Origin of the sequence: Hyphomonas sp., from assembly GCF_046313975.1 — a bacterium.
Classification (GTDB): domain Bacteria; phylum Pseudomonadota; class Alphaproteobacteria; order Caulobacterales; family Hyphomonadaceae; genus Hyphomonas.
The window spans coordinates 13,650-28,269 of the sequence record NZ_JBKBXB010000023.1 but is presented as its reverse complement, the minus strand read 5'-3'; the positions used below and the strand labels follow the sequence as shown (position 1 = coordinate 28,269).

The 14,620-nt window shown below is 61.8% G+C and carries 10 protein-coding genes; 8 read left to right on the top strand and 2 right to left on the bottom strand.

Features of this window, described 5'->3' with window-relative positions:
* Positions 1 to 2: 2 nt before the first annotated feature.
* Both ACK4TE_RS09765 and ACK4TE_RS09760 read right to left on the bottom strand, forming a co-directional pair.
* Positions 3 to 956, bottom strand: coding sequence for an alpha/beta hydrolase (locus ACK4TE_RS09765; protein WP_409911318.1), 954 nt, complete (start codon positions 954 to 956; stop codon positions 3 to 5).
* Positions 957 to 987: 31 nt separating this feature from the next.
* The gene (locus tag ACK4TE_RS09760) at positions 988 to 2,178 is read right to left on the bottom strand and encodes a PepSY-associated TM helix domain-containing protein (protein WP_409911317.1); all 1,191 of its coding nucleotides are present in this window, start codon (positions 2,176 to 2,178) and stop codon (positions 988 to 990) included.
* A gap of 245 nt (positions 2,179 to 2,423) precedes the next feature.
* Between ACK4TE_RS09760 and ACK4TE_RS09755 the strand changes: the two genes are divergently transcribed.
* The 8 genes from ACK4TE_RS09755 to ACK4TE_RS09720 all read left to right on the top strand — a co-directional run bounded on the left by ACK4TE_RS09755 (position 2,424) and on the right by ACK4TE_RS09720 (position 14,596).
* Positions 2,424 to 4,604 carry a TonB-dependent siderophore receptor gene (locus ACK4TE_RS09755; protein ID WP_409911316.1) on the top strand — a complete coding sequence of 727 codons (2,181 nt, stop codon included), beginning with the start codon at positions 2,424 to 2,426 and terminating at the stop codon, positions 4,602 to 4,604.
* A gap of 26 nt (positions 4,605 to 4,630) precedes the next feature.
* Positions 4,631 to 7,909 (top strand): amidohydrolase family protein, encoded by a 3,279-nt coding sequence (locus tag ACK4TE_RS09750; RefSeq protein ID WP_409911315.1) that lies wholly within the window; start codon positions 4,631 to 4,633, stop codon positions 7,907 to 7,909.
* Positions 7,910 to 7,957: 48 nt separating this feature from the next.
* A complete protein-coding gene (locus ACK4TE_RS09745; protein ID WP_409911314.1) occupies positions 7,958 to 8,671 on the top strand; it encodes a hypothetical protein in 714 nt (237 codons plus the stop codon).
* Between the two features lie 202 nt (positions 8,672 to 8,873).
* A complete protein-coding gene (locus ACK4TE_RS09740; RefSeq protein WP_409911313.1) occupies positions 8,874 to 9,632 on the top strand; it encodes an AraC family transcriptional regulator in 759 nt (252 codons plus the stop codon).
* A 68-nt stretch (positions 9,633 to 9,700) separates the two neighbouring features.
* Positions 9,701 to 10,447, top strand: coding sequence for a TIGR00730 family Rossman fold protein (locus tag ACK4TE_RS09735; protein WP_409911312.1), 747 nt, complete (start codon positions 9,701 to 9,703; stop codon positions 10,445 to 10,447).
* 92 nt (positions 10,448 to 10,539) lie between these two features.
* On the top strand, positions 10,540 to 11,613 hold the full coding sequence (locus ACK4TE_RS09730) for a diguanylate cyclase (protein WP_409911311.1): 1,074 nt from the start codon (positions 10,540 to 10,542) through the stop codon (positions 11,611 to 11,613).
* Positions 11,614 to 11,944: 331 nt separating this feature from the next.
* The gene (locus tag ACK4TE_RS09725; RefSeq protein WP_409911310.1) at positions 11,945 to 12,928 is read left to right on the top strand and encodes a glycosyltransferase; all 984 of its coding nucleotides are present in this window, start codon (positions 11,945 to 11,947) and stop codon (positions 12,926 to 12,928) included.
* 165 nt (positions 12,929 to 13,093) lie between these two features.
* On the top strand, positions 13,094 to 14,596 hold the full coding sequence (locus ACK4TE_RS09720; RefSeq protein WP_409911309.1) for a flavin-containing monooxygenase: 1,503 nt from the start codon (positions 13,094 to 13,096) through the stop codon (positions 14,594 to 14,596).
* The last annotated feature ends 24 nt before the right edge of the window (positions 14,597 to 14,620 follow it).

The window sequence follows — 14,620 nt, the reverse complement described above, 5'->3', positions numbered from 1 at the left end:
CCTTACACGAACTGTTCTGCGAGCCATCGGGCACCGTCTTCGATGGCCTGATCGGCGCAGCGCGAGATGCTGACAGCTTCTAGGAAGCTGTGTGTGGCGCCGGGATAGACAATTGCGGAGACGGGATTGCCGGCGGCGCGCAGGCGGTCGCGCAACTCCAGGTTCTCGTCGCGCAGGATATCGCATTCGGCGATGCAGAGATGGGTTGGCGGCAGGCCGGAAAGGTTAGCGAGCAGAGGGCGGGCGTAGGGATTCGTGGTCGAGGGGGCGCCGAGATAGCCGGACCAGAAGTCGCGCATTTCGCCGGTGCCGAGCATGTAAGGTTCGCCGTCATAGCGGTCCCAGGAGGGGCGGTGTTCGTAGTCGAGGGCGGCATAGTTGAGGATGAGGGCGTCCGGCTGGCGTGCGCCCGTGTCCCGGCGGCGAAGGGCCGTGCAGAGCGACAGGTTGCCGCCGGCGGAGTCGCCGCCCATCGCGATGCGGCGGGTGGAGAGGCCATGGGCCGCGCCTTCCGCGATCAGCCAGTCGAGGCAGGCATCAATATCGTCGAGCGCGGCCGGAAAGCGATGTTCGGGGGACAGGGAGTAGTCGAGGGCGATAACGGCGCAGCCGGCGCGGCTCGCATATTCGCGCATCAGGCGGTCGTGCGTGTCGATCGAGAAGATCATCCAGCCGCCGCCGTGGAGATAGAGGAGCGTGCCGGGGCCGGCGCCTGAATCAGGGATGTGGGTCCGCATACGGACATTCCGCGGGCCGACCGTGAGATTGATCGTTTCTGCCATCTGCGGACCACCGGCAGCCCAGGGCGCGCGCACCCGTTCGGCAATCTCCCGGCGGCGCGCCATCGTTACGGGCTCCGCGCCGGTCAGGGCGGCATAGTCGGCGGATGTTCGGTCGATGAAGGTCTTGATTTCCGGATCAATATCATCGGCCTGGGGCAGGAGGGAGGCGCTCATGGCGGTGGTCTTTTCGGTAGGAACGGAAGGGTCAGGCGGTCGTTTCGGCACGCTGCTTCTTTGCCGCGATTCGCGGGCCGCGCTTCTTCAGCCAGAGCCAGACGCCGGTGATGCACTGCTCGGCTGTTGCGAGACCGAGGACGAACACGAAGAACACCGTGAGGCCGCCGCCGATCTCGCCGCTGTGGAGCGGGTAGACGATGCGCATCATGACCAGGCCGGCACTGTCCGTATAGGGATTGACCTCGTGGATGTAGGCCCCAGTCGCGCCGTCGAAATAGTGGTAGATCGGGCCGAGGTGTTTGTAATTCAGGATGCCGTTGTCGCTGTAGGTGACGCCGTAGAGGTTCCAGTCGGGATAATAGAGCATCGTGGCGGGCTGCCACTGGATGCTGTCTGCGGCGGCTTGCTGCGCGGCAAGCGCGTAGGCGTCCGTATAGGTCAGGTCAGGCACTGTTCCGGCGGGAAAGGGTGCGTCGAGATGGAAGAGGGACTTCTCGAGCGGCGCAACCCAGGTGGCGAACGGGTCCCAGAATTCGCCGAAGAAGTTCAGCGTGACAGATGTAAAGGCGAGAATGACAAGGAAGATGTAGAGCCAGAGCGCGCTGGAGCGGTGCAGGTCGAGCATCTGCCGGGCGAAGCTGCGCTTCGGGCTGTAGGTCCAGGCAGGCCACCAGTTCTGCAGGAAGGGGCCTTTCTTGGGGAAGGTGAGATAGAGCCCGATGAAAGCGCTGAGGAGCCAGCCGAGCGCAATGAAGCCCATGAAGAAGCGGCCCGCTTCGCCAGCGAGCAGATTGTAATGAAGCTCGAGGATGAGCGGAATGATCTGGCGGCCCGAGAACCCGGGCGCTGTGCTGCGCGCGCCGACAGCTTCGCCCGTCGACGGATCGAGGAAGACTTCGTCTTCTGAAACTTCAGGTGTGCCGGGCTTTGCGGTGACACCGATGACGATGTTTTCGTCCGCGGGCGGATTAAGCGGAAACACCGTGACCTGAATATCCGGGTTCGCCGCTTCGTAGCGTGCGACGGCTTCGATGGCATCGAGCCGGCTTTCGGCTGCGCCGGCATATGCAAACAGATCGCCGTTCACCCAGCGGTCCAGACTGGCGCGGAAGGTGAGCACTGATCCCGTGATCGCCGCGATCAGCAGGAACGCCGCCGTGATGATGCCAAACCACCGGTGCAGGAACAGCCAGCTGTTCTTGGTTGCAATACCTGCCATCGCTGTCTCCGCCCCTTGTTCTTCCAGTGAACGTTAGAATCCTGCCCCGAGAGGCTCCATAAGGCACCGGGCCGAAGTTTGCCTCTATCGGGTCAAGGCAAACTTCGTATTCTGACGCTTCTCTCAAGTTTGGCCAAAAAGCAGAAGAGACAGACCCGAAGCCGAAATACACTCTTGCCATGTGATGATAGAATTGAGAATGGTTCGCAAAGTGTGAATCTCAAGGATGCAGGGGTCTCAGAACCATGACGCAGGATAAACGTCTTTCAATTCAATCGGTGGCACTGAAGAGTGTGCTGCTTGGCGCGGCTGCGGGGCTGGCGCTGATGTCTCCGGCCGCTGTGGCCCAGGAGCAGGAAGAGGATGCGGTCAGCATCCAGGAAAAGGTCGTGGTCATCGCGCCGAACTATGTTCCGGAAGACGGGGCGACGGCCAACAAGGCCAATATTCCTCTGATCCAGACGCCGCAATCGGTATCGGTTATCACCCGCGACCAGATCGACCTCCTGGCTTTCATCGATGCCCAGCAGGCGGTGCGCTACACCTCCGGCGCCTTTGGCGAGAATTACGGCCCGGACCTGCGCTATGACTTCGTGACTGTGCGCGGTTTCACGCCGAAGCAGTATATCGACGGGCTGGCTGCGCCCGTTTCGACGTCGATCCAGTCCGTCGGGGTCGATCTGTATGCCTTCGAATCTCTGGATGTTCTCAAAGGCCCGGCTTCGGCCCTGTATGGCAGCTCGCCGCCCGGCGGCCTCTACAACCAGATCTCGCGCCGTCCCGACAGCGAGTTCGGCGGGGAGATCCAGGCGAAGTATGGCTCCAACGATTACAAGCAGATTGCCGGCACGGTGCATGGCCCGCTGAGCGAGACCGTGAGCTACTCGCTGACGGGGCTCTATCTCGACCGGGAAGCAGAGCGTGACCTTGTTTCGGCAGAGCGGATGCTGATCGCACCGGCGATCACCTTCCAGCTGACTCCGGACACGACGCTGACTGGCCTCGCCTACTATCAGAATGACGAAGTGCTGGGCGACACCAACGGCTTCCTGCCGGTTTACGGCACATTGCTGCCCAACCCGCTGGGCAAGATCGATCCGTCCACAAACCTTGGCGATCCGAACAACCGGTTCGAGCGCGACCAGTGGTCGGTCGGCTATGAACTGGTGCACAACTTCTCTGACACGCTGAGCTTCATCTCGAACCTCAAATGGAACGATTATGAAGAAGACACGCCGACCGGCATCTATGGTGGCGGCGGACTTGTGGATGCGGACTTCGACGGCACGCCGGACGATTACCGCACCGTACAGCAGTATAACTTCTCCTACCGCGAAGCGGTGGAGAGTGTCACGACCGACAACCGGATCGACCTCAGCCTTGACCAAGGGGGCATTTCGCACGGCATCATCGCCGGCCTCGACTACCGCAAGGTGGAGAACAAGGCGGATTTCGGCTTCATCTTTGCCAACCAGATCGACCTGTTCAATCCGGTCTATGCGCCGCAGGCAACGCTTGAGCCGGGCTATCCATTCGGGTTCAACAACCAGACCATGAAGCAGACGGGCCTGTATGTTCAGGACCATATCGGCATCGGCAAATTCTTCCTGACGCTGAGCGCGCGCCAGGACTGGGTGAAGATCGAGAACAACGCCGCCAGCACCGAGACCGAGCAGGACAAGTTCACCTGGCGTATCGGCGGCAACTATGTGTTCGATAACGGATTTGCTCCGTATGCGAGCTATGCCACCTCGTTCGAGCCTGTGCTCGGCACGGATTCGCTGACCGGGAATTCCTTCGAGCCAAGCGAAGGCGAGCAGATGGAGGCCGGCATCAAGTGGGATGCGCGCGGTCTGCCGGATGGCTACAAACTGCTGCTGACGGCTGCGGCATATCAGATCACGCAGTCGAACCTTGTCAGCACCTCGCCGTCGATCACGCCGGTGTTCGGCACCCAGGTGGGTGAAGTTGAAGTGAACGGCCTCGAGTTCGAACTCGTCAGCCGGATCAACGATGCCCTGTCGATCAACGCCTCCTACACCGTGACGGACAGCGAAGTGACGAAGAGCGGCACGCCGCAGGAAGTCGGCGCCGAGCTGCCCGTGACGCCGGAGAACAAGGCCTCGCTGTTCGTCGATTACTCTTTCCGGGATGGCATGCTTGCCGGGCTCGGGATCGGTGGCGGCATCCGCTTCACCAGCGAGAGCCAGGGCGCCATGCCGGGACCGTTCAATCCAGTTGTCTATACAGGCGAAGACTCGACGCTGTTTGATGCCATCATCCGCTACGACATGGGCAACTGGCGTCTCGCTCTGAACGCGTCGAACCTGTTCGACGAAGAATATGTCGCGCGGTGCGCCGGTCCGGCGGGATGTACTTATGGCGCAGGCCGTCAGATCATTGCGACGGTGACGCGCAAGTTCTGAGGCCAAGTTCTGAGGCAAGGCAAACGATGACTTATAGGACCAGCCCGGAGCGACGGCGCACTGCCAGGGTCCGGGCTGGTCTTTCCCTTTTCGGGCTGGCGGCGTTTCTGGCGGCGTGCCAGCTCTGGCAGGCGCCGCCACGGGATGAGGCGGATTGGCCGGCCGGCAGCGCGCCCTCTGTATCGGGCAAGCCGCCTGTGCCCTATGGTGTCGAGGGGCAGTCGCTGCCGCTGAAGCCGGCGCGCACGATATCCTTTGAAACATCCGAAGGCACGGAGCTGTCGATCGATGTTTCGCCGGATGGGCGGACGATCGTTTTCGACATGATGGGCGATATTTATGTGCTGCCGGTTGACGGCGGCACCGCGCGGCGTCTTGCGGGCGGCATGTCGCTTGATACGCAGCCGGTTTATGCGCCGGACGGGCGCAGCATCCTGTTCCTCAGTGACCGGAGCGGCGCCGAGAATCTCTGGCTTATGGATGCCGATGGTGGCAATCCGCGCCAGATCAGTCCGTATGATGATGATCCCGTATTCGTGTCGCCGGAGTGGGCGCCGGACGAGCAGAGCATTCTGGTATCGCGGTTCTGGGCTGACCGGAACGCCTATGAGCTCTGGCGCTTCCGGCCTGTGGCGGGGGATGTGGGCGAGGTTTTGCGCTCGTCGAAAGGTGACGAGGGGGCGGACGTCAACACACTCGGCGCGCGCTTTGCGCCGGACGGGCGCGCGGCCTACTTCGCATCGCTGGCGTCGAAGTCTCCGGATTTTGATGCACTGACGTCCTGGCAGATCGTGCGCCGGGATGTGGCGACCGGCGCGGAGGACATCGTCCTGCCCGCCGTGACGGAAGACGGGATTACGGTGCCCCGGATGAGGCCAGCGGTTTCTCCGGACGGACAGAGCCTCGTGTTTGCGGAGCGCCGGGGTGGGAAGACGGCGCTGATGGTGATGGATATCGGTAGCGGCGCGCTTCGCCAGATCGGAGAGACCGATCCGGACTCGGTGCTCGCGGCGATGACGCATGACGCCATCCCGCGCTTTGATTTTTCGCCCGGCAGTTTGGCTGTCTTCGTCAATCGCGGCGGGCGGATTGACCGGATTTCGCTGGAGACCGGCGAGGCGGAATCCCTTCCGTTTACGGTGCATGTCGAACAGGAACTCGGACCGCTCGTGCGCCATCCTGCCGTGTTCGAGGAGGGGCCGGTGCAGGCACGCCTGCTGATGGCCCCGGACGAGTCGCCGGACGGCAGGCAGCTCGCTTTTTCAGCGCTGGGGCGGATATTCGTGTCCGGACATGATGGCAGCGGCCTGCGGGCGCTGCGCTCCGGCGATGTGCGCGGTTACCAGCCGTCATGGTCGCCGGATGGCAGATCGATTGCCTATGTCAGCTGGACGCATGAGGCAGGCGGGCAGATACGGATTTCTGCGGCTGATGCCAGCGCGCATCGTCAGCTTACGGAGGAGGATGGCTTCTATACCCATCCGGTCTTCACACCGGATGGCGGGGCAATCGTTGTTGTTCGTTCCGGTTCCGAAGCGCGGCGCACGACGTACATGGAGTACGGCCAGCTTCGGGATGCTGAGCTGGTTCTTATCCCGATTGACGGCGCGGCGCCCAGAGTTTTGGCATCCGGGCGGATCGGCGGTACGCCTCATTTCGCAGGCCGCGCGGATGAAGTCCTGTTCAATTCATCGGAGGGTGTCGAGGCCGTATCCCTGACGGGTGCGGGGCGGCGGCGGGTGACGCAAGCGGCCGGGCCGAACTGGTATTTTGCGGAAGGGTCCGCGCCAGCAGATGACCTGCGTGTGTCGCCGGATGGCAAATGGGCGCTCGCGCAGATTGCGCACCAGCTACACCTTTATGCTCTGGATGCGGGCGAGGGAGGGGTAACGGACCTCTCGGCGCCGGTTTCGCGACATGCTCAGCTTACGGACGTAGGCGCGGATTATTTTGGCTGGAGTGATGACGGCGCGGCGCTTTTCTGGACCTCCGGCGCGAAAGTGTACCGGCTGAGCCTCGCGGATGTTGTATTCGGTGCAGGACGGGGCGGGCAGCGCGCTGCCGTTTCGTCAATCCTGGTGGAGGCGCCGAGAGACGAGCCGGTGGGGCAGGTCCTGCTCACTGGCGCACGCGTGCTGACGATGGCGGACCGTTCCGCCCCCGGAGACTGGAAGGACGCGGATATCCTGATTGACGGTGCGCGGATAGCGGTCGTGGCCCCGCGCGGGGTGATCGCCGCGCCCGCCGGGACGACAACACTCGATGTCAGCGGGGCATATATCATCCCGGGACTGATCGACGCGCACTACCACGTCGCTGACATCCGCCGCGAGGTTCTAGATGTGTCCGCCTGGGGCCTGCGCACCAACCTGGCGTTCGGCATAACTACCCTGTTTGACCCGTCCTCGCTGACTATCGACATGCTGACCTATCAGGACCTCGGAGAGGCGGGCGAGATCATAGGATCGCGGCTCTACACGACGGGGCCCGCCATCTTTGACTATAATGACTTCCGCACGAAGGATCAGGTGCGCGCCGTGCTGATACGGTACCGCGAAAATTACCGGCTTTCAAACATCAAGCAGTACAGGGCCGGCAACCGGCGCGTGCGGCAATGGATTGCCGAGGTCGCGGGCGAGCTTGGCCTGACGCCCACGACGGAAGGCGCGCTGTCCTACAAGCTGGGTATCACGCAGATCCTTGACGGGTATTCCGGACTTGAGCACGCGTTGCCGCCGCCGGTGCTGCACAGTGATGTGACAAAGCTATTCGCGAAGAGCGGCACCTCATCCGTCCTTACCCTGATGATATCCCATGGCGGCTTGCGGGGTGACAAGCCGTTCATCGACCGGACCCGGCCATTCGAAAATGCGAAGTATGCCCGCTTTGCCCCCGACTGGTATCGCACCAGCCGGTTCACAAACATCCTGGCGCATCCGTTCTGCCAGTATCATTACCAGCTCTCCGCCTCGAGCGCGGCTGAGATCTACCGTCAAGGCGGTCTCGTCGGCGTCGGCGCGCATGGCGACACGCCGGGTCTCGGCACACATTGGGAGCTGCATGCCTATGTCGAAGGCGGCTGGAGTCCGGCCGAAGCCTTGTGGGCGGGCACGATGGGCAGCGCCGCAGCAATTGGCCGCGACGCGCAGCTCGGCAGCCTCGAGGCGGGCAAGCTCGCCGATCTGGTCATACTGGACGCCGATCCGCTGGCCGATATCCGCAACACGCTAGCAATCCGCTATGTGGTGAAGAATGGCCGGATATATGAGGATGAAGGCCTGAAGGAAGTAGCCGCCAGCCGCTGAACCCCACATCTTCTCCCGGACAGTCAGATCCGAGGGAGGAATAGGTTCATGCGAAGCGTTCTCGTTGCATCGTCGGCAATGTTGCTGCCCCTGACGGCTGAAGCCAGGGAGACCTCGTTCTTCGCCGAGGTCGCGGTGTCGTCGTCCCTGATCGATCGCGGCGAGCATCTGGCGCTTGAAGTTGTGGAGGCGTCCTTCGGCGCGGAGACCAGCTTTCGCGGCGCGACGCTGTACGGCTCGGTCTACCGGATCCTGCCCTTCGGCGAAGAGCAGGCCGAGTTCGATGACGAGATGGACTATTCGCTGGGCGTTGCCTGGGATGGGGCCGGGTATTCTGCTGATGTCTCCGCGAACCAGCTGACTTATCCGGGTGAAGCCTCCGAAGCGAGCCTTGAGCTTGCAGGGTCTGTCACGCTCGACCTCGCCTATGCGCCGACGCTGGCCGGCTTCTATGACGCTGACCTAGAGGACTGGGGGCTGGAGGTGTCAGGCGGTCCGGAGTGGGCGATTTCCGACTGGACGCTTTACGCCATCGGTCGCGCCGGCTTTGTCAGGCTCGGGGATGGCTCTGCCTCGCGGTCCTATGGCGGCGTGGAAGTCGGCGCGGCCCGAGCGATTTCGCAGGCGGCAACGCTCGGGGTCTATGTGCGTGGCGAAGCGGCGGATGAGGACAGTTTTGTCCGCAAGACGAAGGGCGGCATCGTCACCGATTTCGGAAACACCGGCTTTGCAGCCGGGATCGTCCTCTCCCTCGCTAACTGAGGGTACCCTGCCTGCCGCTCGGGTTGGCCTGATCGCGTGATTTTCGGGCATTTCGTGTCAACGGATGCTTATGATCTGGCCGAATGGGTCAAGTCAGGTCAAGTTATTGCTCTATCGGGCCAAGGCGTTGTACACCACCTTGTCACAAAACGGACAAATGGCATGGTTTTCCGGCATGGCCATTTGGTCCCGTGAGGACAGGATGAAGAGCACCCATGATATCGATCTGAACCTTCGCCCGGTGGTCGGCCTTGCCGACGAGTACCCGACGGGGTTTGTGGACACGGCGCACTCGCATGAGCGCATCCAACTGCTCTATGCGTCGTCCGGCGTCATGTCGGTCGTGACCGACAAGACCACGTTCGTGATCCCGCCACAGCGGGCAGTCTGGATCCCCAGCCAGGTGCGGCATGAAGTATCCTGCCGCGGCCCGGTATCGCTGCGCACGCTCTACATTGACCCGCGCTATGAACGGGAAGACCCGGACTGCCATATCGTGGAAGTGGGCACTCTGCTGAAGGCGCTGATCCTCGAAGTGACGCAGTTTGATCCCTGTTACGATATCGATGGCCGGGAGGGGCAGATCGTCCGCCTACTGATCAACGAGCTGCTGGCCTCGCCCAAGGTCCCCTATGCCGCGCCGATGCCGGCGGACCCGCGCCTGGTGCGGGTTTGCCGGGAGATCATCGACAATCCGTCCGACCAGCGCGACATTGATGAATGGGCGAATGTTGCCGGGATGAGCCGGCGCAGCTTTACCCGAGCCTTCAAGCGGGAAACGGGCATGGGCGTCGCGCTCTGGCGCCAGCAGGTGCGTCTGCTGGAGGCCCTTTCGCTGCTCTCGACCGGATCAAGCGTCACCGCGGTTGCGCTGGATGTCGGCTATGACAGCGCCAGCGCGTTCTGCGCCATGTTCCAGCGCGCCTTTGGCGTTTCGCCCAGCCGCTTCAGTTTCCGGTAGTTCCGGCCAGTCCTTGCGGGTTGCCGTCCGTGCCTGCTTGCGCCAAGACGCAAGGGAAGGAGAATTTCATGGACGGCCCCGCTTACGACAAGACCTATCGCCTTGCCGCGCTCGACCCGGATTTCATTCTCGGGGACTCGATGCGCGGCGCGCGCTTCATGATGGAATATGCCAAGGCGGAAGAGCATCTTCGCAACAATCGCATCCGCTCGACCATCGTCGTCTTCGGTAGCGCCCGGGCGCATGAAAAGGGTGAGGGCTGGAGATCGCGGGCGTATGCCGGCGCGCGGGAGTTTGGACGGATCGCCTCCGAGCGCGGCGGCGCATTGTGCGAGGACCATGGCTGGCGGGACAATGTGATCGCGACCGGCGGCGGCCCCGGCATCATGGAAGCGGCGAATCGCGGCGCGCGCGATGCCGGCGCGCTGACGATCGGCTTCAACATCGCCCTGCCGCACGAGCAGGAGCCGAACCCCTACATCTCCCCGGACCTCTGCTTCCAGTTTCACTATTTCGCCATGCGCAAGATGCACCTCGCCATGCGCGCCCAGGCGCTGGTGATCTTTCCGGGCGGGTTCGGCACGCTGGACGAGTTGTTCGAGATGCTGACACTTGTGCAAACCGGCAAGGCCCCGCGCATTCCGATCGTGTTGTTCGACAAGGCCTACTGGACCCGGATCGTCAATTTCGAAGCCCTCGCCGAGGAAGGCACGATCAGCCCCGACGACCTGCAGATTTTCCAGTTTGCCGAAAGCGCCGAGGAGGCCTGGAGCCTGCTTATCCAGCAGGGGTTGCGGGTTGGTGATATTGCGTAAATCATAGGTAGCGAGTGGGGCTGGATGCTTACCAACGGTCAACCAGTTGGGCGTAGCTATTCCAGATAGATGGAACTGGGCCCCACCTGTAAATGATGTATCCGCCGCCTCGATTTGAGCAGCAGAAGAACGAGGTACTGCAGCGTTACCGGATCCTGAACGGCTCCGAAGTGCACGTTGCTGACCAGATTGTGCGAACGGCTGCGCAGGTGTTGAGTGTACCGATGGTGGTCGTCTCGCTGAATGAACGCTACCGCAACTGGTATCGTTCCACATTCGGCGTTCAGGCACCCATGATGGAGCGGCTTCTCAGTTTCTGTGCGCAGGCCAATCTTTCCGATTTCGCCTTTGCCGTCTCTGATGTGCGTACCGAAGCGCATTTTGCGAGTGATCCTGTCGTTGAGGGGCCGCCGCATGTTGTCTTCTTCGCGGGCGCGCCGCTGCGTGACCCTGACGGCAAGCGGTTCGGGTCTCTCTGCCTCGTCGACTCCCGGCCGCATGTGTTCAGCGACGAAAAGCTGCGCCTGCTTGAAAGCTTCGCCGGGATTGTCAGCCAGGACATCTGCGTGCGCAGCGCCGCGCGCTATGCCGTCCGTGATCTGATTGAAGCTGAGCATGACAAGTGCGGCCTGTTCGACATGGCGATGACCGACCCCCTGACCAAGGCGCTGAACCGGCGTGCCTTCTTTCGCTTTGCAGAGCGCGAGGTGCTGCGCGCCGGGCGTCACGGCAAGCCGGTTTCGGCGATGCTGTTCGACATCGATCACTTCAAGCAGGTGAACGATGTGCACGGACACGGTGTCGGCGACGAGGTGCTGATGCGGCTCGTGGAATGCGTGACACGCAGCGTGCGTGACGAAGACCTGCTTGGCCGGATTGGCGGCGAAGAGTTTGCGATGGTATTGCCGGAAACCGAGCCGCTGCGGGCCGTGATCCTAGCGAACCGTATTCGGGAGTCCGTCAGCGAGTTGAAATTCGCAGGCAAGACGGGGCCTTTCAGAATCACGATCAGCATTGGCGTCAGCGAGCCGGGATTTGCCGATCTCGATATTCTTCCAGCGCTCGAGCGTGCGGATTCAGCCTTGTACCAAGCGAAACAGAAAGGCCGGAACAGGGTGGAACTCACGCCTCTGCCGCGCGACGCATCATCCATCGCCGCGGCGTGACACCTGGCAGGCTGAGGATGTGTATCATCCCTGTACGGCCGTTCGCCTGAAATTCGCCTGTGAGGCGAATTTGGTTATACTGGTGCTGATGCGGATACCCCGGGACATGCTCTCAGGATGGCTGACGGGAATGCCGTTTCGAGGCTTGGTTGGCCCAAAATGGCGTGATTTTCCTTGAAATAGCAGCAGCACAAATGGGATCAGGCAGAACATACGGGATTCTACCATTCCGGTGAATTTTCCGTTGCAAGCGTGTCGGCATTAACTATTTACTTCGGCATGCCGCCTGCAAAGAACGGGGGGAGAAGTTGGCGGGCAGGGAGGCGCGCACATGATCGTCATCCTGTCGACGCTGAACGGCCAGGGCCGCATCGGGGAGATGCTGGATGCCGTGCATCGTCTCCGGATTCCGGCCGGTACGACCTTTCACATTGTCGATAATTTCAGCGAGGACGGTACGATAGACGTCGTAAAGCACCACGCTGAGCGGCTGCCAATTGTCCTGCATTCGCATGCAACGCGCGGCAAGAACAACTGCCTCAACTATGTGCTGAACAAACTTGTCGATCATCTGGACCCGGAAGAACTGGTTGTCTTCACGGATGATGACATCCTGCCCTCTCCCGGCTGGCTGGAAGAGATCGCGGCGGCCGCACAAGCACATCCCGAGTGTTCTGTGTTTGCGGGCCGGATCCTGCCGCACTGGCCGAGCTGCGGTGTCGAGCATCTTGAGCCTGTGCGTGATTATTTCGACGTTCTTTTCACCCTGACTTCCCATGCTGAAGGGCCGATCGATTGCGCCCTTGCCTGGGGCCCGAACATGGCGATCCGGGCGTCGGTGTTTCAGGCCGGCTACCGTTATGACGGCCGGTTCGGTCCGAATGGCACGCTCGGCTATCCGATGGGGTCTGAAACCGAACTGATGGAACGCCTCGACAAGGCCGGATACAAGGCCTGGTTCGCGGAATGCGCTGTCGTGCGCCACATGGTGCGGGAAGCGCAGACGGAACCGGCTGCCGTCATTCAGCGGGCATTCCGCCATGGTTATGGCGCAGGCTGGCGGCGGCAGCGGGGCGAAGGATGGCTCCGGCTGGTGTTCAGCGGCTGGGAAGCGTTCCGCGGCGTTGCGTCTGCGCGCGTACGCCGGCTCTGGTCAGGGCCTCGCAAATGCCTTAAGCAGGACTACTGCGAGACTTGGGCGAGGGGATTCTACTTCGGCGCGCTATACGAGTACCGGGCTTCCCGCCAGGCTTTCCGGCAGGAAGAAGATTTCCCCGAACGCCGCGAAGAAATACGTTCCCAGCTCTCGGACTGAGCCTTCCCAAGAATGCGCGTCGAGACTTGCTTGCCTCAGGGGCAGGTCAGGTCGAATACTTATTGCAGCGCCTTCCTCCCGGGCCGAACGTGCACAGCATCAGTCAGCATCCGGCCTTGCACGAGAGCCGGACACCCCCTTGCGGGGCCATAGGGAGGAACAGGAATGGCCGACACGGCGACGCTTCAGCAACGCAAACCCAAGGCGAAGACTGAACATTTCGATGTCCTGATCGTCGGGGCAGGTATTTCGGGTGTGGGCGCGGCCTATCACCTCAAGACACAGGCGCCGAAGAAGAAGTTCGTTGTCCTGGAATCGTATGAGAGCTTTGGGGGCACCTGGTGGATGCACCGCTATCCCGGCATCCGTTCCGACTCGGACCTCTACACCTTCGGCTATCGCCACAAGCCGTGGGTTGGCCCGCCGATCGCGAGCCGCGAGGAAATCCTGAAATACATGGCGGAAGTGATCGAGGAAAACGACCTCGCGCAGCATATCCGCTATCGCCACCGCATCACATCCGCCAGCTGGTCGACCGCGAAGAAGCGATGGACGGTGAAGGCGGAACGCCTCGATACCGGCGAGACGCTGACCTTCATGGCAAAGTTCCTGTGGATGTGTCAGGGCTATTACAATCATTCACAGGGCTACACACCGGAATGGCCGGGCATGGATACCTTCCGTGGACAGATCGTTCATCCGCAGACATGGCCCGAAGATATGGACCTGACGGGCAAGAAGGTCATCTGTATCGGCTCCGGCGCCACAGCCGCGACAGTTGTGCCTGCCATTGCCGGAAAGTGCGAACACGTCACGCTGCTGCAGCGTTCTCCGACCTATTTCATCCCGGCCCGGAATGAAAACGTGATGGCGGACGAGCTGCGCAAGCTCGGCGTCGATGAGCACTGGATCCACGAAATTGTGCGCCGCAAGTATCTTTTCGAGCAGGCCGAATTCACGCGCCGCTCGTTTGAGGATGCCGAAGCCCTGCGCGCCGAGCTGCTGGAGGGTGTGAAGGCGTGCCTGCCGGAAGGCTATGACATGACGCACTTCACACCGCGCTACCGGCCATGGCAGCAGCGCGTCGCCTTCGTGCCCGAGGCCGATCTGTTCGAAGGCATCAAGGCCGGCCTCGCAAGCGTCGTCACGGATGAGATCGACCGTTTCACGCAGAAGGGCATCCTGCTGAAATCCGGCCGGGAGCTTGAAGCAGATGTCATCATCACTGCCACAGGTTTCGACCTCTCCGTCCTTGGCGGTATTCCTTTCGAAGTGGATGGCAAGCCGGTCAACTGGGCCGACACGGTCACTTATCGCGGCATGATGTTCACAGGTGTGCCCAATCTCGTCTGGGTTTTCGGCTATTTCCGCGCCAGCTGGACACTGCGGGTGGACATGATGGGCGACCTCGTCTGCCGGCTGCTGAAGCACATGGATTCCAAGGGTGCCAAGCAGGTGGAAGTCGCCCTGCGCCCGCAAGACCACAATATGGAACTAAAGCCATGGATCGACGGGGACAATTTCAATCCCGGCTACCTGCAGCGCTCACTGCACCTGATGCCCAAGGCGGGCGCCGCCAAGGAATGGCAGCACACGCAGGATTACTGGCGGGAAAAGGACGAGTTCCCTAAGATCGACCTCGACGGCCCGGAATTCCGCTATAGCTAAAGCCCGTTGAATGTCGCTCTTGCC